This is a genomic window from Type-A symbiont of Plautia stali (assembly GCF_059731155.1).
Map to the genome: position 1 here is coordinate 2,345,207 of NZ_AP035891.1, position 24,211 is coordinate 2,369,417.

General features: G+C 56.8%; 17 protein-coding genes and 3 pseudogenes. 11 read left to right on the forward strand and 9 right to left on the reverse strand.

What is annotated here, in order from left to right; all coding sequences use genetic code 11:
• Positions 1 to 532: 532 nt before the first annotated feature.
• The 4 genes from lpdA to pdhR form a co-directional block, all read right to left on the reverse strand.
• A complete protein-coding gene (lpdA, locus tag AC6I8M_RS12545; protein WP_010618106.1) occupies positions 533 to 1,957 on the reverse strand; it encodes a dihydrolipoyl dehydrogenase in 1,425 nt (474 codons plus the stop codon).
• Between the two features lie 174 nt (positions 1,958 to 2,131).
• The gene (gene aceF / locus AC6I8M_RS12550; RefSeq protein WP_498013402.1) at positions 2,132 to 4,024 is read right to left on the reverse strand and encodes a pyruvate dehydrogenase complex dihydrolipoyllysine-residue acetyltransferase; all 1,893 of its coding nucleotides are present in this window, start codon (positions 4,022 to 4,024) and stop codon (positions 2,132 to 2,134) included.
• A gap of 14 nt (positions 4,025 to 4,038) precedes the next feature.
• Entirely contained in the window at positions 4,039 to 6,705 is a 2,667-nt protein-coding gene (gene aceE / locus AC6I8M_RS12555; protein WP_010618108.1) for a pyruvate dehydrogenase (acetyl-transferring), homodimeric type, read from the reverse strand.
• 126 nt (positions 6,706 to 6,831) lie between these two features.
• Complete coding sequence (gene pdhR, locus AC6I8M_RS12560) at positions 6,832 to 7,596, reverse strand: pyruvate dehydrogenase complex transcriptional repressor PdhR (protein ID WP_498013813.1); 765 nt, start codon at positions 7,594 to 7,596, stop codon at positions 6,832 to 6,834.
• Between the two features lie 513 nt (positions 7,597 to 8,109).
• Here pdhR and aroP point away from each other — a divergent pair.
• From aroP to AC6I8M_RS12575, 3 genes are all read left to right on the forward strand, one after another.
• Entirely contained in the window at positions 8,110 to 9,465 is a 1,356-nt protein-coding gene (gene aroP, locus AC6I8M_RS12565) for an aromatic amino acid transporter AroP (protein ID WP_010618110.1), read from the forward strand.
• A gap of 154 nt (positions 9,466 to 9,619) precedes the next feature.
• A complete protein-coding gene (locus AC6I8M_RS12570; protein ID WP_010618111.1) occupies positions 9,620 to 11,026 on the forward strand; it encodes a glycoside-pentoside-hexuronide (GPH):cation symporter in 1,407 nt (468 codons plus the stop codon).
• Positions 11,023 to 11,976: a glycoside hydrolase family 43 protein gene (locus AC6I8M_RS12575; RefSeq protein WP_010618112.1), complete on the forward strand. Its 954-nt coding sequence runs from the start codon at positions 11,023 to 11,025 to the stop codon at positions 11,974 to 11,976. Before AC6I8M_RS12570 ends, AC6I8M_RS12575 begins: the two co-directional genes overlap by 4 nt.
• Here the strand turns inward: AC6I8M_RS12575 and ampE are convergent.
• Together ampE and ampD are read right to left on the reverse strand one after the other, a co-directional pair.
• Positions 11,958 to 12,812 carry a beta-lactamase regulator AmpE gene (gene ampE / locus AC6I8M_RS12580; protein WP_010618113.1) on the reverse strand — a complete coding sequence of 285 codons (855 nt, stop codon included), beginning with the start codon at positions 12,810 to 12,812 and terminating at the stop codon, positions 11,958 to 11,960. The two genes, AC6I8M_RS12575 and ampE, sit on opposite strands and share 19 nt — an antisense overlap.
• A 16-nt stretch (positions 12,813 to 12,828) precedes the next feature.
• On the reverse strand, positions 12,829 to 13,380 hold the full coding sequence (gene ampD, locus AC6I8M_RS12585) for a 1,6-anhydro-N-acetylmuramyl-L-alanine amidase AmpD (RefSeq protein WP_010618114.1): 552 nt from the start codon (positions 13,378 to 13,380) through the stop codon (positions 12,829 to 12,831).
• A gap of 182 nt (positions 13,381 to 13,562) precedes the next feature.
• On the opposite strand from ampD, the gene nadC reads away from it, so the two are divergent.
• From nadC to hofC, 4 genes and pseudogenes are all read left to right on the forward strand, one after another.
• Positions 13,563 to 14,459, forward strand: coding sequence for a carboxylating nicotinate-nucleotide diphosphorylase (gene nadC, locus AC6I8M_RS12590; protein ID WP_498013403.1), 897 nt, complete (start codon positions 13,563 to 13,565; stop codon positions 14,457 to 14,459).
• 176 nt (positions 14,460 to 14,635) lie between these two features.
• Positions 14,636 to 15,085: a prepilin peptidase-dependent pilin gene (ppdD, locus tag AC6I8M_RS12595; protein WP_010618116.1), complete on the forward strand. Its 450-nt coding sequence runs from the start codon at positions 14,636 to 14,638 to the stop codon at positions 15,083 to 15,085.
• Positions 15,078 to 16,382 (forward strand): annotated as a pseudogene (locus tag AC6I8M_RS12600) (ATPase, T2SS/T4P/T4SS family). The gene ppdD and the pseudogene AC6I8M_RS12600 overlap by 8 nt, the downstream one beginning before the upstream one ends.
• A pseudogene (gene hofC / locus AC6I8M_RS12605) lies at positions 16,375 to 17,572 on the forward strand (protein transport protein HofC). Before AC6I8M_RS12600 ends, hofC begins: the two co-directional pseudogenes overlap by 8 nt.
• Before the next feature lie 30 nt (positions 17,573 to 17,602).
• Here hofC and AC6I8M_RS12610 read toward each other — a convergent pair.
• A pseudogene (locus AC6I8M_RS12610) lies at positions 17,603 to 18,648 on the reverse strand (GMP reductase).
• Positions 18,649 to 18,856: 208 nt separating this feature from the next.
• Between AC6I8M_RS12610 and coaE the strand changes: the two are divergent.
• Genes coaE through yacG form a run of 3 tightly spaced genes read left to right on the forward strand, consistent with a single transcriptional unit; the run spans position 18,857 to position 20,419 of the window.
• On the forward strand, positions 18,857 to 19,465 hold the full coding sequence (gene coaE / locus AC6I8M_RS12615; RefSeq protein ID WP_010618121.1) for a dephospho-CoA kinase: 609 nt from the start codon (positions 18,857 to 18,859) through the stop codon (positions 19,463 to 19,465).
• A 4-nt stretch (positions 19,466 to 19,469) separates the two neighbouring features.
• The gene (gene zapD, locus AC6I8M_RS12620) at positions 19,470 to 20,213 is read left to right on the forward strand and encodes a cell division protein ZapD (RefSeq protein ID WP_010618122.1); all 744 of its coding nucleotides are present in this window, start codon (positions 19,470 to 19,472) and stop codon (positions 20,211 to 20,213) included.
• 8 nt (positions 20,214 to 20,221) lie between these two features.
• On the forward strand, positions 20,222 to 20,419 hold the full coding sequence (yacG, locus tag AC6I8M_RS12625; RefSeq protein ID WP_010618123.1) for a DNA gyrase inhibitor YacG: 198 nt from the start codon (positions 20,222 to 20,224) through the stop codon (positions 20,417 to 20,419).
• Positions 20,420 to 20,445: 26 nt separating this feature from the next.
• On the opposite strand, the gene mutT is transcribed toward yacG, so the two are convergent.
• The gene (gene mutT, locus AC6I8M_RS12630; RefSeq protein WP_010618124.1) at positions 20,446 to 20,841 is read right to left on the reverse strand and encodes an 8-oxo-dGTP diphosphatase MutT; all 396 of its coding nucleotides are present in this window, start codon (positions 20,839 to 20,841) and stop codon (positions 20,446 to 20,448) included.
• 185 nt (positions 20,842 to 21,026) lie between these two features.
• Between mutT and AC6I8M_RS12635 the strand changes: the two genes are divergently transcribed.
• Entirely contained in the window at positions 21,027 to 21,413 is a 387-nt protein-coding gene (locus tag AC6I8M_RS12635) for a winged helix-turn-helix domain-containing protein (RefSeq protein WP_010618125.1), read from the forward strand.
• Positions 21,414 to 21,453: 40 nt separating this feature from the next.
• Here AC6I8M_RS12635 and secA read toward each other — a convergent pair whose 3' ends face one another.
• On the reverse strand, positions 21,454 to 24,159 hold the full coding sequence (gene secA / locus AC6I8M_RS12640) for a preprotein translocase subunit SecA (protein ID WP_010618126.1): 2,706 nt from the start codon (positions 24,157 to 24,159) through the stop codon (positions 21,454 to 21,456).
• Between the last annotated feature and the right edge of the window lie 52 nt (positions 24,160 to 24,211).

Genomic DNA, 24,211 nt, shown 5'->3' on the forward strand with positions numbered 1-24,211 from the left:
TTAAAAATAACCGAGATTAAAAAAAGAGATAAAAATAAGAGAGGAAATGATAAATAAATAGCGTAGACTGCCTGCGGGCGCTTGAGGCTATCTGCCTTAAGATCTGCAAAAGAAATTGGGGTGGAAGGTGTAACCGTGCGATTAATTTTCATTAACCGCACGCGTGAGCCACTACCCAAAACACCCAGACAGTGTTAGGGTAGTAGCTTGCTCGTGCTAATACAAGGAATAAGTGATTATGAAGGTGAAATTCAGCACGCTGATTATCGGCGGGCTCATCCTGTTAGGTTCATGCTTGGCAAATCGCAGTTCACTGTGTGAATTCGATTGCGGATATTCGTGACTGAATTATCGGCTGTCATGGCTTACGAAGCACAACAGTAAACTTCAATAGAGGAGGTATTCCTCCGCCATTCCGGCATCGTTAAGGTGATGCTCCTGCGCCCGCTTTTATCTATTCAACTTACGTTTTCAATTAATAAAAAAACGGCTCCTTACAGGAGCCGTTAATTAATCTAAGCCTCAGGCGAAATTATTTCTTTTTCGCTTTCGGATTTGGCAGGTCAGTAATGCTACCTTCAAACACTTCCGCCGCCAGGCCAACCGATTCGTGCAGGGTTGGGTGCGCGTGGATGGTCAGCGCGATATCTTCGGCATCACAGCCCATCTCGATAGCCAGACCGATTTCACCCAGCAGCTCGCCGCCGTTGGTACCGACAATCGCGCCACCAATAACACGGTGCGTCTCTTTGTCGAAGATCAGTTTGGTCATACCGTCTGCACAGTCAGACGCGATAGCACGGCCCGATGCCGCCCACGAGAAGGGGGACACTTCGTAGCTGATGCCTTTCTCTTTGGCTTCTTTCTCGGTCAGACCCACCCAGGCCACTTCTGGCTCGGTGTAAGCGATAGAAGGGATCACTTTCGGGTCGAAGTAGTGCTTCAGACCGGAAATGACCTCTGCCGCCACGTGACCTTCGTGTACGCCTTTGTGCGCCAGCATTGGCTGACCGACGATATCACCGATAGCATAGATGTGTGGCACGTTGGTGCGCATCTGCTTGTCAACGCGGATAAAGCCGCGATCGTCCACTTCCACGCCTGCTTTACCGGCATCCAGACCTTTACCGTTCGGTACACGGCCAATCGCCACCAGCACTGCGTCGTAACGCTGTGGTTCAGCCGGCGCTTTTTTACCTTCCATGGATACGTAGATACCATCGTCTTTCGCTTCTACCGCGGTGACTTTGGTTTCCAGCATCAGGTTGAATTTCTTACTGATACGCTTGGTGAACACTTTCATCACGTCTTTATCGGCGGCCGGGATCACTTGGTCAAACATCTCGACCACGTCGATCTCTGAACCCAGCGCATGGTAGACGGTACCCATCTCTAGACCGATGATGCCACCGCCCATAACCAGCAGACGCTTCGGAACTTCTTTCAGCTCAAGCGCATCGGTAGAGTCCCACACGCGCGGATCGTCATGCGGAATGAAGGGCAGTTCGATAGGACGCGAGCCGGCAGCGATAATGGCGTTATCGAAGTTGATGGTGGTTGCGCCGCCCTCTCCTTCCACTACCAGCGTGTTGGCACCGGTGAATTTACCCAGACCGTTGACCACTTTCACTTTGCGGCCTTTTGCCATGCCAGCCAGACCGCCGGTCAGCTGAGTGATGACTTTCTCTTTCCAGGTACGGATTTTGTTGATGTCAGTCTGCGGCTGGCCAAACACGATACCGTGCTCTTCCAGAGCCTTAGCTTCTTCGATAACTTTCGCCACGTGCAGCAGCGCTTTTGACGGGATACAGCCGACGTTCAGACAGACACCGCCGAGGGTGCTGTAGCGCTCTACCAGTACGGTTTCCAGACCTAAATCAGCGCAACGGAAGGCTGCAGAGTAACCTGCAGGACCTGCCCCAAGTACCACGACTTGAGTTTTAATCTCTGTACTCATCATGACCTCTTGTTAGATTGCCGGCGGTCAAAAGCGACCCTTTTCCAGGCTCTTGATGCCCTATCTCCACCGGGACATTTCACCGCGAGAGTTTACAGAATTGTTAACAAACTGCCAACCGCGGCAACTCCGAATGCTTACAACAAGGCCGGCATTTGCCGGCCTTGATTAACGTCACATCACCAGACGGCGAATATTAGACAGCATATTGTTAATGATGGTGATGAAGCGCGCACCATCCGCACCGTCGATTACGCGGTGGTCGAACGACAGCGAAATCGGCATCATCAGGCGCGGAGCGAACTCTTTGCCGTTCCACACCGGCTCCATCGCCGACTTAGACACCCCGAGGATAGCCACTTCCGGCGCGTTAACAATTGGCGCGAAGTGCGTGGTGCCGAGGCCGCCAAGGCTGGAGATGGTGAAGCAGCCGCCCTGCATATCGCTGGCGGTCAGTTTGCCATCACGCGCTTTCTTCGACGTCGCCATCAGCTCACGCGACAGCTCAGTGATGCCTTTCTTGTTCACGTCTTTGAACACCGGAACCACCAGACCGTTTGGCGTATCGACCGCCACACCGATGTTGATGTACTTTTTCAGCGTCAGCTTCTGGCCATCTTCCGACAGCGAGCTGTTGAAACGTGGCATCTGCTCCAGTGCCGCTGCGACCGCTTTCATGATGAACACCACCGGGGTGAACTTCACATCCAGCTTACGCTTCTCGGCTTCCGCATTCTGCTGCTTACGGAACGCTTCCAGATCGGTGATATCGGTTTTGTCGAAGTGAGTCACATGCGGAATCATTACCCAGTTACGGCTCAGGTTAGCGCCCGAGATTTTCTGGATACGACCCAGTTCCACTTCTTCGATTTCACCAAACTTGCTGAAGTCCACCTTCGGCCATGGCAGCATGCCTGGAATACCGCCGCCTGCTGCCGCAGCCGGTGCCGCTTCAGCGCGTTTCACCGCGTCTTTCACGTAAGCCTGCACGTCCTCTTTGAGGATGCGACCTTTACGGCCGGTGCCTTTGACTTTCGCCAGATTAACACCGAACTCGCGCGCCAGGCGACGAATCACCGGCGTGGCGTGCACGTAAGCGTCGTTTTCAGCAAATTCGCTCTTCGCATCGGCTTTCGCCGCTGCTGGCGCAGGTGCAGCAGCCGGTTTGGCTTCTGCAGCTGGTGCGGCTTCCTGTTTCACGGCCGGTGCCGCAGCAGCCGGCGCAGCGCCTTCTACTTCGAACACCATGATAAGCGTTCCGGTGCTGACTTTATCGCCGGTAGCCACTTTCAGCGCTTTAACCGTACCGGCAAACGGCGCCGGAACTTCCATTGACGCTTTATCGCCTTCCACCACGATCAGTGACTGCTCAGCCTCAACTTTATCGCCTACTTTGACCAGGACTTCGGTGACTTTCACTTCGTCGCCGCCGATATCCGGGACGTTAACGTCTTTGGCACCCGCAGCCGCGGCTGGCGCGGAGGCTGCCGCTTCTTTCACTGCAGGTTTGGCAGCCGCTGCTGGCGCCGCGCCTTCGGCTTCAAAGATCATGATCAGTGAATCGGAGTTCACCTTGTCGCCCGTGGCGATTTTGATCTCTTTCACCACACCGGCAAACGGTGCAGGCACTTCCATGGACGCTTTGTCGCCTTCGACGGTGATCAGCGATTGTTCTGCCGCCACTTTGTCGCCCACTTTAACGAGGATTTCGGTGACTTCTACTTCGTCGCCGCCGATATCCGGTACGTTAACGTCTTTTGCTTCGCTGGCGGCGGCCGCAGCAGGTGCGGCTTCCGCTGGCTTCTCTTCGGCGGCCGGTGCCGCAGCAGCTGCACCTTCGGCGTCGAAAATCATAATCAGTGAACCGGTATTCACTTTGTCACCGGTCGCGATTTTGATCTCTTTAACCACGCCGGCCTGCGGCGAAGGCACTTCCATCGAGGCTTTATCGCCTTCCACGGTGATCAGCGACTGTTCGGCTTCAACCTTGTCGCCCACCTTGACCAGAATCTCGGTGACTTCAACTTCGTCTGACCCGATATCCGGTACGTTAATTTCGATAGCCATTACTCTATTACCTCTTAAGCCAGACGCGGGTTAACTTTATCGGCATCGATGTTGAATTTCGCGATCGCATCCGCCACCACTTTCTTCTCGATTTCGCCGCGTTTAGCCAGTTCACCCAGGGCTGCAACCACTACGTATGACGCATCTACTTCGAAGTGGTGACGCAGGTTTTCGCGGCTGTCTGAACGGCCGAAACCATCGGTACCCAGCACGCGATAATCGCTGGCTGGCACGTAGCTGCGAACCTGCTCTGCGAACAGCTTCATGTAGTCGGTAGATGCCACCGCCGCCGCGTCGTTCATCACCTGAGCGATGTACGGTACGCGTGGAGTTTCCGTTGGGTGCAGCATGTTCCAGCGCTCACAATCCTGACCGTCGCGTGCCAGCTCGGTGAACGAGGTCACGCTGTAGACGTCAGAACCGATGCCGTAATCCTTCGCCAGGATCTGTGCCGCTTCGCGCACGTGACGCAGGATGGAACCTGAGCCCAACAGCTGCACTTTGCCTTTGCTGCCTTCTACCGTCTCCAGCTTGTAGATACCCTTACGGATACCCTCTTCCGCACCCTGCGGCATCGCAGGCATGTGGTAGTTTTCGTTCAGCGTGGTGATGTAGTAGTAAATATTTTCCTGCGCTTCGCCGTACATACGTACCAGACCGTCATACATGATGACTGCCACTTCGTACGCGTACGACGGATCGTAAGAGATACAGTTCGGGATAGTCAGCGACTGAATGTGGCTGTGACCATCTTCGTGCTGCAGACCTTCACCGTTCAGCGTGGTACGACCGGACGTGCCGCCCGCCAGGAAGCCGCGCGCCTGCTGGTCGCCTGCCAGCCACATCAGATCGCCGATGCGCTGGAAACCAAACATCGAATAATAGATGTAGAACGGAATCATCGGCAGGTTGTTGGTGCTGTAAGAGGTCGCCGCCGCCAGCCAGGAAGAACCTGCGCCCAGCTCGTTGATCCCTTCCTGCAGAATCTGGCCTTTCTCGTCTTCTTTATAGTAAGCAACCTGCTCACGGTCCTGCGGCGTATACTGCTGACCGTTCGGGCTGTAGATACCAATCTGACGGAACAGACCTTCCATACCAAAGGTACGCGCTTCGTCCGCGAGGATCGGCACCAGACGATCTTTGATCGACTTGTTCTTCAGCATCACGTTGAGCGCACGCACGAAGGCGATGGTGGTAGAGATCTCTTTGCTCTGCTCTTCCAGCAGCGCACTGAACTCTTCCAGCGCCGGCATTTCCAGCTTTTCGCTGAACTCAGCCTGACGGGTTGGCAGATAGCCACCCAGCTTCTCGCGCTGGCCGTGCAGGTAGTTGTACTCTTCTGAGCCTTTTTCGAAGGTCACATACGGCAGCTGTTCGATCTTGTCGTCAGCCACTGGCACGTTGAAGCGATCGCGGATGTAGCGAACGCCATCCATGTTCATCTTCTTAACCTGGTGCGCGATGTTCTTGCCTTCCGCGGTGTCACCCATACCATAGCCTTTGATGGTATGCGCCAGGATCAGCGTTGGCTGACCTTTGGTCTCCTGCGCTTTCTTCAGTGCCGCGTAGATTTTCTTCGGATCGTGACCACCACGGTTCAGGGCGAAGATCTCTTCGTCTGACCAGTCTTTCACCAGCGCTGCGGTCTCCGGGTATTTACCGAAGAAGTGCTCGCGCACGTACGCACCGTCGCGTGATTTGAAGGTCTGATAGTCGCCGTCAACGGTTTCGTTCATCAGCTGAATCAGCTTGCCGCTGGTGTCTTTCTTCAGCAGCTCGTCCCAGCGTCCGCCCCAGATCACTTTGATCACGTTCCAGCCAGCACCGGCAAAGATGCCTTCCAGCTCGTTGATGATCTTACCGTTACCGGTGACCGGACCGTCGAGACGCTGCAGGTTACAGTTGATGATGAACACCAGGTTATCCAGCTTCTCACGGGTAGCGATGGTGATCGCACCTTTGGATTCTGGTTCGTCCATCTCGCCATCGCCAAGGAAGGCGTAAACAGTCTGCTTAGAGGTATCTTTCAGGCCGCGGTGTTCAAGATATTTCAGGAACTTCGCCTGATAGATGGCGTTCAGTGGGCCGAGACCCATCGACACGGTCGGGAACTGCCAGAAGTCCGGCATCAGTTTTGGATGCGGATAGGAAGAGAGACCGTTGCCGTGGACTTCCTGACGGAATTTGTTCATCTGCTCTTCAGTCAGGCGTCCTTCAAGGAACGCACGGGAGTAGATGCCCGGAGAAATGTGGCCCTGGAAATAGACCAGATCGCCGCCATCCTGCTTGCTACGCGCGCGGAAGAAGTGGTTGAAGCACACTTCATAAATGGTGGCAGAAGACTGGAAAGACGACAGGTGACCACCCAGCTCCAGATCTTTCTTCGACGCACGCAGAACCGACATAATGGCATTCCAGCGGATTGCGGAACGGATACGACGTTCAAGAGAGGTGTTCCCCGGATATTCCGGCTCATCTTCGACCGCAATGGAGTTGATGTAGTTGCTGACGGCATTGCCGCCCGCTGCCACTTTCACACCGCCTTTGCGTGCAGCACTCAATACCTGATCAATCAGATACTGCGCGCGCTCAACACCTTCTTCACGGATGACCGATTCGATCGCCTGTAGCCAGTCACGAGTTTCGATCGGATCCACGTCATTCTGTAAACGTTCTGACATGGGGTGTATTCCTTATCTGTGTCTAATACGTTGAATTATCAGGAGCCTGTCTGCTTGTGCTTTGCTTCTGATTCACAGCACAAGAAGACAGGCCCGTCGTTTATGTCGCACGTTCATTGCCGTGCCTTATTCCTTACGTTGCTGTAAACGACGCAGGGAGCGTTCACGACGGCTCTGCTCCCGACTTCTGTCCAGCAAGATTTCCTCAATGAACGCCAGGTGACGATGGGATGCCTCGCGTGCTTGTTCTGGCTCACGAGCCACAATCGCCTCAAAGATACTGGCGCGGTGACCGCTCACTTTCGCCAGCATTTCGCGGCGAGCGTAGAGCAATTCGAAATTCTGACGGACGTTCTGTTCCAGCATAGGGCCCATCGAACGCAGCAAATGCAGCAGCACCACATTATGGGCGGCCTCTGTGACAGCGATCTGATACTTCATGACCGCATCGGCCTCAGCATCTAAATCGCCGCTGTCCTGCGCCTGCTGGATGTTGACGTGACAGTCGCGAATACGCTGCAGGTCTTCGTCGGTGCCGCGCAGCGCAGCGTAGTAGGCCGCAACGCCTTCCAGCGCGTGGCGGGTTTCCAGCAGGTCAAACTGGGATTCAGGATGTTCAGCAAGCAGGCCGACCAGCGGGTCGCTCAGACTTTGCCAGAGATTCTGCTGTACGAAGGTGCCACCACCCTGACGGCGCAGCAGCAGGCCTTTGGCTTCCAGCCTTTGGATCGCTTCGCGCAGCGATGGACGTGAGACATCAAACTGTTTGGCCAGTTCACGCTCGGGAAGCAGTTTTGCACCCGGCTGGAGCGTCCCTTCCATAATCAGGGATTCCAGCTGCTGCTCGATTGCATCGGAGAGCTTGGGTTGGCGAATTTTACTGTAGGTCATCATCCCTTCTTATGAGCTAAACGTCGGGAGTAAATTGGTAATACCAATTGAAAATTGGTGCCCGTAAAAGTAACAAAGTATTCACCTTGTGTCTATATGGCCCCCCGCACACTTTCACCGCAGACACCGGTTACCGTGCGCTAACTTACCGGGATCTGGCAGAAAATAGTCTCAGCCCGGCAAATGTTAACAGATTTCACTTTTACCAAACCTTACACTGCGTTAGCGCGGACCGGGCAGCGTAGCCATAAGCGAATGCTATTCGTGTTTACGCGTTATTCATGGCAGAAATAGCGCAAGGGAAGCGCAGAGGATGCTGCTGCTTTTTTAGCCATCTCTCAGCACAAAAAGCAAAAGCAGGTGCAAAGCGTCGCGCTTATCACTATTCTGGTCGCTAGAGTAGCTCAGGCTTGCACACAGCCCGCCGGATACCGTAAAGAAAAACGTACACAGATAGAACAGCCTTACAGTGCGCGCACTGCAGGTGCACAATAACAACATCACGAGGTTTGTATGGAACAACAGCATGGCGAAACGCTGCATCGCGGCCTGAAAAATCGCCATATTCAGCTGATTGCGCTGGGCGGTGCCGTCGGTACCGGTCTGTTTCTGGGCAGCGCATCAGTGATTAAATCGGCCGGTCCGGCCGTGATTATCGGCTATGCCATCGCCGGTTTTATTGCCTTCCTGATCATGCGCCAGCTCGGCGAAATGGTGGTGGAAGAGCCGGTGGCCGGCAGCTTTAGCCACTTCGCCTATAAATACTGGGGCAACTTTGCCGGCTTTGCCTCCGGCTGGAACTACTGGGTGCTGTATGTGCTGGTGGCGATGGCTGAACTCACCGCCGTCGGCAAATATATTCAGTTCTGGTGGCCGGAATTCCCCACCTGGGCCACCGCGGCCATCTTCTTTGTGGTGATCAACGCCATCAACCTGACCAACGTCAAAGTGTTCGGTGAGATGGAGTTCTGGTTCGCGATTATCAAAGTGGTGGTGGTCATCGGCATGCTCCTGTTTGGCGGCTGGCTGCTGTTTAGCGGCAACGGCGGCCCACAGGCCAGCGTCAGCAACCTGTGGAACCAGGGCGGTTTCCTGCCGCACGGCGTTAGCGGGCTGGTGATGATGATGGCAATCATCATGTTCTCCTTCGGCGGCCTCGAACTGGTGGGTATCACTGCCGCAGAAGCCGACAATCCGCAAGAGAGCATCCCTAGAGCCACCAACCAAGTGCTGTGGCGTATCATGATTTTCTACATCGGCTCACTGGCGGTGCTGCTTTCCCTGCTGCCATGGACGCGCGTCACCGAAGAGACCAGCCCGTTTGTGCTGATCTTCCACGAACTGGGTGATGCGCTGGTGACGAATGCGCTCAACGTGGTGATCCTGACCGCCGCGCTGTCGGTGTATAACAGCTGTGTTTACTGTAACAGCCGCATGCTGTTCGGCCTCGCGCAGCAGGGCAACGCGCCAAAAGCGCTGCTGAAAGTGGACCGTCGTGGCGTGCCGGTAGCGACCATTCTGGTATCGGCGGTGGCGACTGCGCTGTGTGTGTTGATTAACTATCTGATGCCGGGCGAAGCCTTCGGTCTGCTGATGTCGCTGGTGGTCTCCGCGCTGGTCATCAACTGGGCGATAATCAGCCTCGCGCACCTGAAATTCCGCAAGAAAAAAGACCAGCAGGGCGTGACCACCCGTTTCAGGGCGGTGCTGTATCCGCTGGGTAACTGGATCTGCCTGCTGTTCCTGGCGGCCATTCTGGTGATTATGCTGATGACGCCAGGCATGGCGATTTCGGTGTGGCTGATTCCGGTGTGGCTGCTGGTGCTGGCCGTTGGTTATACCGTTAAAAATCGGGTACAGAAAGCCTGATGCTTCACCGGGCCCGGCACGCTGCTGCCGGGCCGATCCGCTTCACACTTTTCCCCGCCCGCGTATTTTGTCCATCATCCTGACCGATTGTTCCCCACCAGGTTACTGATTTAACGCTGATAATTTTTGCTCCACTTGTCGCAGGAGACGACTGATGAAAGGAGCAGCCCTCTCGTTCAGAGAAAAACTGGGATACGGCATGGGTGACGCCGGATGCAACATGATCGGCGGTGCCATCATGCTGTTCCTCAACTACTTCTACACCGACGTATTTGGCCTTGCTCCGGCGCTGGTCGGCACGCTGTTGCTGTCGGTACGGGTGCTGGATGCGGTGACCGACCCGATAATGGGCGCGATTGCCGACCGCACGCAGAGCCGCTGGGAACGCTTTCGCCCGTGGCTGCTGTGGATATCGCTGCCCTACGTGCTGTTCAGCGTGCTGATGTTTACCACCCCGGACTGGAGCTACGACAACAAGGTGATCTGGGCATTTGTCACCTATTTCCTGATGTCGCTGACCTACACCGCTATCAATATTCCTTACTGCTCGCTGGGCGGCGTCATCACCAACGATCCCGGTGAGCGCGTCTCCTGCCAGTCATACCGCTTTGTCATGGTGGTCATCGCCACGCTGATCCTCTCGCTGTCGCTGCTGCCGATGGCCGAGTGGTTTGGCGGCGACAACAAAGCGCGCGGCTATCAGCTGGCAATGAGCGTGCTGGCACTGATCGGCCTAGTGATGTTTCTGTTCTGTTTTGCCACGGTGCGCGAGCGTATTCGCCCGGCGGTACCGAGCAACGATGATCTGAAAAAAGGTTTGCGCGATGTATGGAAGAACGATCAATGGGTGCGCATTCTGCTGCTGACGTTCTGTAACGTCTGTCCCGGATTTATTCGCATGGCCGCTACAATGTATTACGTCACCTGGGTAATGGGCCAATCGACGCACTTTGCGACGCTGTTTATCAGCTTGGGCGTCATCGGCATGATGCCGGGCAGCACACTGGCGAAAGTCCTCACCGATCGCTGGTGCAAGCTCAAGGTATTTTTCTGGACCAACATTGCGCTGGCGCTGTTCTCCAGCGGCTTTTACTGGATCGATCCGCACGCCACTGTCACCGTGGTAATTGCTTATTTCCTGCTGAACATCCTGCACCAAATCCCGTCGCCGCTGCACTGGTCGCTGATGGCCGATGTTGATGACTACGGCGAATGGAAAACCGGTAAACGCATCACCGGGATCAGCTTCTCCGGCAACCTGTTTTTCCTCAAGGTTGGACTGGCGGTAGCGGGTGCCATGGTCGGGTTTTTATTGTCGATGTATGGCTATGACGCAGCGGCGAAGCAGCAGTCTGCCAGCGCGCTCAACGGCATTGTGCTGCTGTTTACGCTGATCCCCGGCGTCGGCTATCTGATCACCGCCGGCGTGGTGCGCCTGCTGAAAGTGGACCGCGCGCTGATGCGCACCATTCAGCAGGATCTCGCCCTGCGTCGCGCCAACTTCCATGACCTGTCCGTCCCCGTTCGCCGCGCGACCTCACAACCAAGAGAAATTAAATGAGCTGGCCTAACCCGTTTATTATGCAACGTGCCGATCCGTTTATTTTGCGCCACGGCGATGGCTACTACTTTATCGCTTCGGTGCCCGAGTACGATCGACTGGAGCTGCGCTATGCCAGCACGCTTAACGGTCTGATTACCGCCCCGGCCACTACCGTGTGGCGTAAACCGGACAGCGGTCCCTGCAGCGCCCTGATCTGGGCACCGGAACTGCACGTAATTAATGGCCAGTGGGTGCTTTACTTCGCCGCAGCGCCGTCCCGCGAAATCAAAGAGGGGCTGTTTCAGCACCGTATGTACGCGCTGGTATGTGATGATGCCGATCCGCTCAGCGGTCACTGGCAGCCGTGCCGCCGCGTGCAAACGCACCTCGATACCTTCGCCCTTGATGCCACCCACTTCGTGCATCAGGGTAAAAACTGGTATCTGTGGGCGCAAAAAGATCCGGCTATTCCCGGTAACTCCAACCTTTATCTGGAGGAATTACTGAATCCGTGGACGCTGAAAACCCAGCCGCTGATGCTCAGCCTGCCGGAGTATGAGTGGGAGTGTGCCGGCTTTAGCGTCAATGAGGGGCCGGCGGTGATTCACCATGGTGAACGGCTGTTTGTCACCTACTCAGCCAGCGCCACGGATGAAAATTACTGCCTCGGCATACTGAGTATTGACGCGCAGGCCGATCCGCTCGACATCAGCGCATGGCAGAAATCGGCGCGGCCGGTATTTGCCACCAGCTGGGATAATCACCAGTACGGTCCGGGGCATAACAGTTTTACCGTGGATGAACAAGGACGCGATGTGCTGGTGTATCACGCGCGGAATTACACCGAAATTGAGGGCGATCCGCTGTGGGATCCCAACCGCCATACGCGGCTTAAATATTTTGCCTGGCGCGAAGACGGCACACCGGATTTCGGCGTGCCGCCTGCCGATCACACTAACGTGCCGTAGATGGTCAGCAGCGCCACTACCACTACCAGCATCAGCGAAACGCGTTTGGCCAGCGCCACGGCGACCCGTGGCGTTTCCACTTTATCCAGATGCGGATCGCGCGCCAGCGAGAACTGCGCCAAGCTGGTCAGCACCTGATACTGTGGACGATGTATATCGCTGAGCGCGGCAAACCATGCCGGCAGCGCAAGCTCGCCGTGGCCGAGCAGCGCATAAGCCACACCGGCCAGCCGCACCGGAATCCAGTCCATCACGTGCAGAATGCGATCGATGCCGGACTGCGCGCGTTCAAGCGGTGAACGGTGTTTCGCCAGCCAGCTTTGCCAGGCGCGCAGAAACGCATACCCCACCAGCAGCACCGGCCCATACGGGCCGCCCACAACAAACCAGAACAGCGGCGCAAGATAGAAGCGGAAGTTAATCCAGATCAGCGCGTTTTGCAGCGCCTGCAGAAATTCGCGCTCGCTACAGTCAACCGGCACGCCGTGAATCAGCGTCAGTTCTGCCGCCATCGCCTGATGGGCCGCTTCATCATCGTGGCTCGCCGCTTTAAGATACTGGTGGTAATGCAGCCGTACCGAGCCGGCACCAATGCACAGCAAACCGACCACAATCCAGAACAGCAGCTGCGCCACGCCAAACAGAATACCCTTCAGGCTCCACACCACCAGCCAGACCAGCAGCATGGCGATCACGGTCATCAGCAGCGTACGCAGCAACGAGAAGCGTTGGCGACCGCGAAACAGCGGCTCAAGCCGATGATCCAGCTGCCAATGTTCACCTAATTTAAAAAGGCGTTCCCAACCCAAAACTAACAACAAACTAAACAACGTCATAGCTGCTCCTGCGGTGTCAGGGGTGCTCCTGCCCGATAGCCTGTTTATAGCGTATCCAGTCAAATGCCGGACCGGGATCGGTCTTGCGTTCCGGCGCAACATCGCTGTGACCGGTGATACGCTGCGGCGTCAGCGGATAATGCTGCATCAGCAGGCGGGTAACCTGCTGCAGCGTAGCGTACTGGGCATCGGTGTAGGGCAGCGTGTCAGTGCCTTCCAGCTCAATGCCCATGGAAAAATCGTTGCAGTTTTCCCGTCCGGCAAACTGCGAAATGCCGGCATGCCAGGCGCGCTGGTCAAAGGAAACATACTGCACCAGCTCACCGTCACGGCGAATCAGACAGTGCGCCGCCACGCGTAACTGTGCGATATCCGCAAAATAGGGATGCGCATCAGCCGGTAGCGTACCGGTGAACAGCCGGTCGATCCACGGACCGCCAAATTCGCCCGGCGGCAGACTGATGTTATGAATGATCAGCAGCGACGGCGCTTCGTTATCCGGCCGCGCATTGAAGTGCGGCGACGGCACCTTGCGTGCGCTCGTGATCCAGCCGTGTTCCAGTTTCATGCCTGTTATCCTGAACAAAATCTGGCTGAGAATACCATGATTCCACCTCGCTGCTTGTGACTTAATGCGTTATGGCATCAGCAAGTTAAGGATACTAAACATTTCACCTGGCGTGTCTGGCAATAGCCACGAAATCAGGCTAAGGTGAGCACACGTAATCCGCAGGGTGGAGCCGTAAAATCATGGTGTCGCGTCGTTATAATCCCGAACATCGTCGTCAGGAATTGCTTAAACGTATTCAGCTGGATATCCCGGAAACCGTGGCGCGTGCGCTCCAAGAGGATTTAGGCGGTGAAGTTGACGCTGACCGCGACATCACCGCCCAGCTGTTGCCGCAGGCAGCGCAGGCTGAAGCACGCATTATCACCCGCGAAGCCGGTGTTTTCTGTGGTAAACGCTGGGTGGAAGAAGTGTTTATCCAGCTGGGCAATAACGTTTCCATTACTTGGCACGTCGAAGACGGCCAACCGCTGGTGGCCGATCAGCTGCTATTTGAATTACAGGGACCGGCGCGGTTACTGCTGACCGCAGAGCGCACCGCGTTAAACTTTGTGCAGACGCTCTCCGGCGTGGCGACAGCCGTGAACCGCTATGTGGTGCTATTGTCTGGCAGCAATACCCAGCTGCTGGATACGCGTAAAACCCTGCCCGGCCTGCGCACTGCGCTCAAGTATGCGGTGCTGTGCGGCGGCGGGCAGAATCATCGCCTGGGCCTGTCCGACGCTTTCCTGATCAAAGAAAACCACATCATTGCCAGCGGTTCGGTCAGTAAAGCGGTGGAGAAAGCCCTGTGGCTGCACCCGGATGTGCCGGTCGAGGTGGAAGTGGAAAATCTCAGCGAACTGCAGCAGGCGCTGGCGGCGGGTGCCGACATCATCATGCTGGATAACTTCACGCTGGCGATAATGCAGCAGGCGGTCACCCTGACGGCCAAGCGTGCGCTGCTGGAGGTGTCCGGCAACGTGACGGAGACGACGCTGCCGCAGATCGCCGCCACCGGAGTGGATTATGTCTCGGTGGGCGCGCTGACTAAGCACGTGCAGGCGCTGGATCTGTCGATGCGTTTTCGCGAAGTCTGACGTCTGCCCGTGCCGCCGGTGCTGGCGGCAAAGTGCTAGCAGGCTTCCATCATCATGTGGCTTCGCCTGTAACGCGCTACATTGTCTGCGCGCCCCTTTCCGGGATTGAAACGCGCCCCCTTCCGCTTTTCCCCGCCCTTTCTTACCGTTGCGGCTCCACAACAAGGAGCCTCATTATGGATAAACAACGCGGTTTTACCCTGATCGAGCTGATGATTGTCATCGGTATCGTCGCCATCCTCAGCGCCATTGGCCTGCCCGCTTACCAAAATTACCTGCAACGTGCCGCGCTGACCGACATGCTGCAAACCATAGTGCCTTATAAAACTGCCGTGGAGCTATGCGCCATTGAGCGCGGCGGACCGGCGCAGTGTCAGCCCGGCGAGCGCGGTATTCCCGCCGCCAAAGGCTCACGCTATGTGGCGAGCCTGAGCGTGGTTAATGGTGCCATTACGCTGACCGGCCAGGAGAGCCTGACGGGGTTAACCGTTGCAATGTTGCCAATATGGAATGCGGCGGAAGGCGCACTCAGCTGGCAACGCAGCTGCACCAGCGACAACGCCAGCCTGCGCGACAGCTGTCTCGAGCAGTTCCGCTTTGCCGACAAGGAAGAAAACAATGGATAAGCCGAATAGCGCCCTGCAGGCACTGTGTGCCCGCTATCAGGCCGTGATACTGCACCATGACGCCACGCAATTGCGTGTAGCGGTCGCGGACGCGCCAGACCCGCTTTTGTTAGAGGCACTGCAGTTTGCCAGCCAGTGCGCAGTCGAGGTCGAGTGCTGGCCCGCCGCACGGCTGGAGCAGTTGCTGCACCAGCCAGAAAGCAGTGCGCCACCGCGCGAACAGGCCAGCGCCGAGTCCGCCATCCACGCGGTGGATCAGATCCTGCGCCAGGCCATACAGCGACGCGCCTCCGATGTGCACTTTGAACCGCAGCGTCACGGGCTGCGCGTGCGACTGCGGATTAACGGCGTGCTGCATCCGCTGCCGCAGGATGGCCAGTTCAGTCTGGAAATGGATGACAAACCGGCGGCGTTCCGCCTGTCGACCCTGCCGGTCAGCTAGGGTGAAAAAGCGGTGGTGCGCCTGCTGCAAAGCGAAAACAGCGCCATTGCGCTCGATAAGCTGGGCATGCCGGCGCCACAGCTGCGCCTGCTGAAAAACGCGCTGGCCAAACCGCAGGGGCTGATTCTGGTCACCGGCCCAACCGGCAGCGGCAAAACCTTTACGCTGTACAGCAGTCTGAGCGCCCTCAACGTGCCAGAGAAAAACGTCTGCAGCGTGGAGGACCCGCTGGAAATTCCGCTACAGGGGATTAACCAGACACAGGTACAGCCACGGAGCGGTCTCGACTTTAACCGCGTACTGCGCGCGCTGCTGCGGCAGGATCCGGACGTCATAATGATCGGCGAAATCCGTGATGCTGAAACCGCCAGCATCGCCGTAAAAGCGGCGCAGACCGGACATCTGTTGCTCTCGACTTTGCACACCAACTCGACGGCCGAAACCCTGACCCGCTTACGGCAGATGGACATTCCCGGCTATCTGCTTGGCCCGGCGCTACAGCTGGTGGTAGCGCAGCGGCTGGTGCGCCGTTTGTGCGTGCACTGCCGTCAGCCGGGCCAGGCGATTGCCCATCTGCCCGGCGACATGTGGCCCGGCACGCTGCAAACCTGGCGTGCGCCCGGCTGCGATCACTGCTTCTCAGGTTACTACGGCCGCCTGGCGCTGTTTGAAATCCTGCCGATGAGCAGCAAGTTGCAGAACGCTATCTCGGCTGATATGCCGCTGGAGCACCTGCTGACGCTGGCCGCGGAGCAGAGAATGAAAACGCTGCTCACCGCCGGGCTGGAAGCGGTGAGCCGCGGCGATACTTCTTTCGAGGAGATGCAGCGCGTGGTGGGCCTTGGCAATGGCTAATCGCTACCAGTTTCACTGGCAGGCACTGGACAGCATGGGCCTGCTTGCAGGACGGCAAGTCGCTGCAGCCCACTCAGGATGCCCTGCTAGGCCAGCTTAGCGATCGCGGCATGCTGGTGGTGAGCTGGCAGCGCGGGAAATGCTGGCGCGCGCGACTGGAAGTGGCAGCAGAAAATTGACCTGATGCGCCAGCTGGCGACGTTGCTGAAAGCCGGGCTGCCGCTGGCGGAGAGTCTGACATTGCTGGCCAGCGGCCATCCCCATGCAGGCTGGCGCGTGCTGCTGAGCCTTCTGCAACAGCGGGTCATGGCCGGAGAGCCGTTTTCACAAGCGCTGCGCGCCTGGCCGGATATCTTCCCGCCGCGGTTTCCGGCGCTGATGCAGGTAGGTGAGCTGACCGGACAACTGGACGAGTGCTGCCGCCAGCTGGCATTACAGCAGAGCAGACAACAGTTTCTGCGCCAGAAGGTAGTGAAAACGTTGCGCTATCCGCTGTTCATCCTGCTGGTGGCGCTGGCGGTCAGCGCCGGGATGCTGCTGTTTGTGCTGCCGGAATTTGTTGCGGTGTACGCCAGCTTTGACGCACCGCTGCCGGCATTTACCGCCGGCGTGATGACGCTGTCGGCACTCCTGCAGCAGGCGGCGCTGCCGCTGCTGTTGTTCGGTGTGGCGTCCGGGTAGCTGGCGCGTCTGGCCTACCGGCGATCCGTTGCGTGGCAAAAGCGCAGCCAGCAGTGGCTGCTGCGGCTTCCGCTGCTGGCCCCGTTGTGGCGCGGCGGTCAGCTGAGCCAGATATACGCGATTCTGCAACTGACGCAGCAGGCCGGACTGACGCTGCTGCAAAGCCTGCAGGCGGTGGAAGTGACGCTGGCCGCACGACTGTAGCGTGATGCCATCGTGGCGTTACAGCAACACATTGCTGCTGGCGCGCCGCTGCATCAGGCGCTACAGGGACATCCGCTGTTTACGCCGCTGTGCGCTCAGTGGATCCGCGTCGGTGAAGAGGCCGGTGCGCTGGATGTGATGCTGGCGCGGCTGGCGGAATGGCATGAAGCACAAACGCTGACGCGCGCAGACAGCCTGGCCGCTTCGCTGGAGCCGTTGATGATGGTGGTGATTGGCGGCATTGCCGGCACGCTGGTATTGCCATGTATCTGCCGGTATTTGGTCTGGGAGACGCCATACGTTAAACGGGCGCACGCGGCGCCCGTTGCGGCACATCAGCGGTTAAAGACGCGGTTATTCCTGCTCTGCCACACGAATAAAGGTCGTGCGTTTGGTCAGCTCTTTCAGGCGCTCTGCGCCGACGTAAGTACAGGCCGAACGCAGCCCGCCGAGGATATCTTTCACCGTCTCCGCTACCGGACCACGCAGCGGCAGACGAACGGTTTTATCTTCTGCGGCGCGGTAACCCGCCACTCCCCCCCACATGACGTTTCATCGCGGATTCGGAGCTCATGCCGTAGAACAGTATAAACTGCTCGCCCTGCTCTTCAACAATAGTGCCTTCGCACTCATCGTGTGCCGCCAGCATGCCGCCGAGCATCACGAAATCGGCGCCGCCGCCGAACGCCTTGGCGATATCGCCCGGCATGGCGCAACCGCCGTCACTGACAATCTGCCCACCGAGGCCATGTGCCGCATCAGCACACTCAATCACCGCGGAGAGTTGCGGGTAGCCAACGCCGGTTTTGACGCGCGTGGTGCATACCGAACCCGGACCGATTCCCACCTTCACGATATCAGCACCGGACAGAATCAGCTCTTCGACCATTTCACCGGTCACTACATTCCCGGCACAAATGGTTTTCCCCGGGAAGCTTTCCCGCGTGCGCTCCAGGAAGGCAACAAAATGCTCGGAGTAGTCGTTTGCCACATCAATACAGATAAAATTGAGCTGGGGCGACAGCGCGAGGATCGCGCTTAACTTTGTGAAATCTGCTTCTGAGGTCCCGGTGGAGACCATCACGTGACTGAGCACCGTGGCCGGTACGCGCTGGATAAAGGTCTGCCACGCTTCAACACTGTAGTGCTTGTGAACGGCGGTCAGCACGTTATTAAAGCCAGCCAGCGCTTCGGCCATGGTAAAGGTGCCGACGGTATCCATGTTGGCGGCAATCACCGGAACGCCGGACCAGGCGAGGCCTGAATGTTTGAAGGTGAACGTGCGTTCCAGCTCAACCTCAGAACGGCTTTTCAGCGTGGAGCGTTTCGGGCGGATTAATACATCTTTAAAGCCCAGTTTAACATCTTCTTCGATACGCATAGCAGAGTGTCCTGGTTAGTGACGACGAACCGCAGTTCGGGTAGCGCTCACGGCTCCAGTGTCGTTATCATACGCGCCATTCGTTCCGCGACAAGACTGCGAATTTCACTTTATTTAAGCTACAATCCGTTAAATTTAGCTGAGAAAACCGATTGTGATCGGGCTCTCATCACGCTGCGGCAGATGAGAAAAATGTTGAGAGAACGCTATGCCTTTTACCGTTGCACTGACCGGCGGCATTGGTAGTGGTAAAAGCACCATTGCTAACACTTTTGCCGCGCTGAACGTCGACATCATTGATGCCGATGTGATTGCCCGCGAGGTGGTTGAACCGGGCACACCTGCGCTCAATGCGATTGTGAAACGCCACGGAGAATCGATTCTGACCGCAGAAGGCACGCTTTATCGCGCGCGTCTGCGGGAAATTATTTTCCAGCAGCCGCAAGAGAAAAACTGGCTCAATCAACTGCTGCATCCGCTGATTAACGCCCGTACCCAGCAGCTGAAGGCGCAGGCGGCTTCGCCTTACGTCATGTGGGTAGTGCCGCTGCTGGTCGAAAATGGTCTGCAGCATCAGGCCGACCGGGTATTAGTCGTGGATGTCGATGAGGCCACGCAGCTGCAGCGCACCCGCCAGCGTGATGGTATCTCTCTCAGCCAAGCGCAACGGATTCTTGCCGCGCAGGCCAGCCGTCAGCAGCGTTTAGCCTGCGCGGATGACATCATTGATAACAGCGGCACGCCGGAACAGGCTTTGCCGCGCGTTGCTGAACTTCACCAGCGCTATTTACGCCTAGCAGCAACCGGACGGGATTAATATCATGAGTACAGTGGTTCTGTTTGAACACCCATTGAATGAGAAAATGCGCACCTGGCTGCGCGTGGAGTTTTTGATCAACCAGCTGCACGAAACGCTGCCGGTCAACAGCTCGGTTGCCGCACTAGGTGTGTTTCGTATTATTGGCGACCTGCTGGATATCTTTGAACGCGGCGATATGCGCACCGAGCTGTTAAAAGAGCTGGAGCGTCAGCAGCAAAAACTGCGTGCTTGGCTGGATGTGCCGGGTGTCGATGAACACACCGTCAGCCAGCTGCGCGAACAGCTGAAGCAGCAATCCAGCGAGCTGATGGCCGCGCCGCGCATGGGTCAGCAGCTGCGCGAAGACCGACTGATTGCCTCAGTGCGTCAGCGCCTGAGCATTCCCGGCGGCTGTTGCAGTTTTGACCTGCCGGGTTTACACATCTGGCTGCACCAGCCACAGGCGCTGCGCGATACCTTGGTGAATAGCTGGCTGGCCTCGCTCGATCCGCTGCGCAACAGCCTGACGATGATCCTCAACCTGATTCGTCAGTCGGGCGTGTTTCGCCATCAGACCAGCCTCAACGGCTTTTATCAGGATAACGCCGAGGGGGCCGACCTGCTGCGCCTGCAGCTGACGCTGGAAGATGCGCTCTATCCGCAGGTCTCTGGTCATAAAAGCCGCTATGCCATCCGCTTTTTACCGCTCGATAGCGAACACGGCGAAGTGCCGGCGCGACTGAGTTTTGAATTAGCCTGTTGTTAGAGGATGTTATGCAGGAAGAGATGATTACCGTACCTTGCCCCAACTGCGGTAAAGCCGTGATATGGGATGAACTCAGCCCGTGGCGCCCGTTTTGCAGCAAACGCTGTCAGTTGATCGATCTGGGCGAGTGGGCCGCTGAAGAGAAACGCATTCCCAGCAGCGGTGACATGACGGAAAGTGACGACTGGAGTGAAGAGCAGTCGTGATCGGCAGGGGCACGCAGCCTCTGAGTTTAAATCTCGCCCGCCACTAAGCGGGCAATCAGTGCGTGGTTGGCAGGTGGAAATTCATCGGCCACCAAATCACGCTGCTCGACCCAACGCTGCGGCTGACCTTCGCGTCCCCACGGCTCACCCTGCCAGCCCTCCACCAGGAAGAAATGCAGCGTAACGCGCAGGTCATCGTAACTGTGGTCGGCCTGACCAATCGCTTTCGCCGCCGTCACTTCAATACCGGTTTCTTCCATCAGCTCACGTTTTAACGCCTGTTCTGCGCTTTCGTGCTGTTCAATTTTTCCGCCCGGGAACTCCCATTTGTTGGCCATGTGCGAGCTTGCTGCACGCTGGGCAAGAAAGATCTGACGACTGGCATTGCGAATGATGCCCACCGCAACCTGCAGGTGTTTCATAAGCTGGATTCCGCTTGTAGTTAGTGAGCGCTGATTTTAAAGCAGACGCCGGACGATGTTAACTGCTGTCGGCTTCACCGCGATCCTGTCGCACAGATTCCAGTTATTAAGACAGGTCGTAATGATCGCACGGCGCCATGTTGGGAATACTCGCAGCCACTTTACTCTAGCCAGGCCGACTACACATGGAACGCAAACTAACAACGTTTCTGGCGCAAGACGCACAGAAACAGATGAATACCTTACGCCATTTGGTTTTTCACAACATCCTGACGCTCGACAGCGCGCAGAACACCTTAACCTGGTGGCCAGAACAGAAGACTATCCCGCTTAATGAAGCGCAGAAGCGCTTCTTCTCCTGCCTGCTGCTGCGCATCACGTCCAAACGGCAGATCATTGCCACGGTATGGAATGAGAGCTATCCGGGGATCAGCGACAACAACTATCACCAGCTGCTGTTTCAAAGCCGGGCGTTGCTGAAACGCTATGGTTTGCCGGATGGGCTGCTGGTCACGCTGCCCTATCATGGCGTGCGGCTGAATGAAGAGAAGCTGATGGCGATCACCCGCTAATCAGCCAAAGAAAAAGGAGCCTGCGGGCTCCTTTTTGTTATCAGGCCAGACGACCGTGACACTGTTTGTATTTTTTACCTGAGCCGCATGGGCACGGATGGTTACGTCCCACTTTCCGCTCACCGCCCTGTGCCGCCAGTGCAGCGGCCGCTGCGGTGTCGTCATCGACGTGACTGAGCTGCTGCTGCTGTGCCAGACGCTCTGCTTCTTCACGACGCTGCTGCTCCATCGCTTCCACTTCTTCCGGCATCCGCACCTGCACTTTGCTCAGGGTGCTGATCACTTCGTACTTCAGCGACTCCAGCATCGCGGCAAACATGGCGAAAGATTCACGTTTGTACTCCTGCTTCGGATCCTTCTGCGCATAGCCACGCAGATGGATACCCTGACGCAGATAGTCCATCGCCGCCAGATGCTCTTTCCACAGCGAGTCGAGCGTTTGCAGCATCACGCCTTTTTCGAAGTTGCGCATCATTTCTGCACCGACCACTTCTTCTTTCGCTGCATAGTTTTCGCTAGCGCGGCTCATGATGCGCTCACGCAGCGTCTCTTCATGCAGATCCGGCTCTTTATCCAGCCACTCGGCAATCGGCAGATCCAGATCGAAATCATTGCACAGACGCTCTTCCAGCCCCGGGACGTCCCACATCTCTTCCAGCGACTGCGGCGGAATGTAAGTGTCGATAGTGGCTTTGAACACATCTTCACGGATGCTGTTGATGGTGTCCGAAACGTCAGAGACATCCAGCAGTTCGTTACGCTGGCTGTAAATGGCGCGGCGCTGATCGTTAGCGACGTCATCATATTCCAGCAGCTGTTTACGGATATCGAAGTTGCTGCTTTCCACTTTGCGCTGCGCATTAGCAATCGCTTTGGTTACCCACGGATGCTCAATCGCTTCACCCGGCTTCATACCCAGCTTACGCATCATGTTGGACACACGATCGGAGGCAAATATACGCATCAGCGCATCTTCCATCGACAGATAGAAGCGCGAGGAACCGGCGTCACCCTGACGGCCCGCACGGCCGCGCAGCTGGTTATCGATACGGCGTGATTCGTGGCGTTCGGTACCGATAATGTGCAGACCCCCTGCCGCCAGCACCGCATCATGGCGCAGTTTCCACGCCGCCTTGATGGCTTCAATCTGCTCTTCCGTCGGGTTTTCCAGCGCGGCCACTTCCGCCTGCCAGCTACCGCCGAGCATAATGTCCGTACCACGACCGGCCATGTTGGTCGCGATGGTTACCGCGGCTGGCTGACCTGCCTGCGCCACGATATCCGCTTCGCTGGCGTGGAACTTGGCGTTCAGTACACTGTGCTTGATACCCGCGCGCGTCAGCTCCTGGGATACCACTTCCGATTTCTCAATCGAGATGGTACCCACCAGTACCGGCTGACCGTTAGCCGTACAGGTACGAATATCTTCGATAATGGCATCAATCTTCTCTTTCTCAGTCATGTAGACCAGATCGGCCATATCTTTACGCACCATCGGACGGTTGGTCGGCACCACGATGGTATCGAGTTTGTAGATGGAGCTGAATTCAAACGCTTCAGTATCGGCGGTACCGGTCATACCGGCCAGTTTCTCATAGATACGGAAGTAGTTCTGGAAGGTGATGGAAGCCAGCGTCTGGTTTTCATTCTGGATCTCCACACCTTCTTTGGCTTCGACCGCCTGGTGCAGGCCATCAGACCAGCGACGTCCCTGCATGGTACGGCCGGTGTGTTCATCAACGATGATCACCTCGCCGCCCTTCACGATGTAGTCAACGTCGTGGGTGAACAGCGCATGGGCGCGCAGTGCTGCCGTCACGTGGTGCATCAGCATGATGTTGGTCGGCGAGTAGAGTGACTCGCCCTCATCCATAATGCCCTGGCTGACCAGCAGCTCTTCCACTTTCACCAGACCGCGTTCGGTCATGTGCGCCTGACGGGCTTTTTCATCCACCCAGAAGTCACCTTCGCCCTGGAAGTTATCCGAGTCTTCTTTCTCCTGGCGCACCAGGTGCGGGATGATTTTGTTAACCTTGATGTAGAGATCAGAGCTGTCTTCGGCCGGACCCGAGATAATCAGCGGGGTACGCGCTTCATCGATCAGGATCGAGTCCACCTCATCCACCAGCGCATAGTGCAGTTTACGCTGTACACGCTCTTCCGGACTGAAGGCCATATTATCGCGCAGATAATCGAAGCCGTATTCGTTGTTGGTGCCGTAGGTGATATCGGCTGCATAGGCAGCGCGCTTGGCCACCGCCGGCATGCCCGGCAGGTTGATACCGACCGTCAGACCAAGGAATTCAAACAGCGGACGGTTGTTTTCGGCGTCACGCTGCGCCAGATAGTCGTTGACGGTCACAACGTGCACGCCCTTGCCGCTCAGCGCATTCAGGTAAGCCGGCAGCGTCGCAGTCAGGGTTTTACCCTCACCGGTACGCATCTCCGCGATGCAGCGTTCGTTGAGCACCATGCCGCCGATCAGCTGCACGTCAAAGTGGCGCATGCCAAACACGCGCTTACTGGCTTCACGCACGGTGGCGAAGGCTTCAGGAATCAAGCTCTCCAGCGTGTCACCTTTTTTCAGGCACTCGCGGAATTGATCGGTTTTCGCTTTAAGCTCGTCGTCAGTCAGTTTGACGAACTCCGGCTCCATCTTGTTGATGACATCGACCACTTTACGCATGCGGCGCAGAGTACGATCATTGCTGCTACCAAAAACTTTCGTTAACAAATTGATTAACATAATAAATTTATCTCAACTCAGCCGTGACAATACGGGCTGCAAAGGCAAAAAC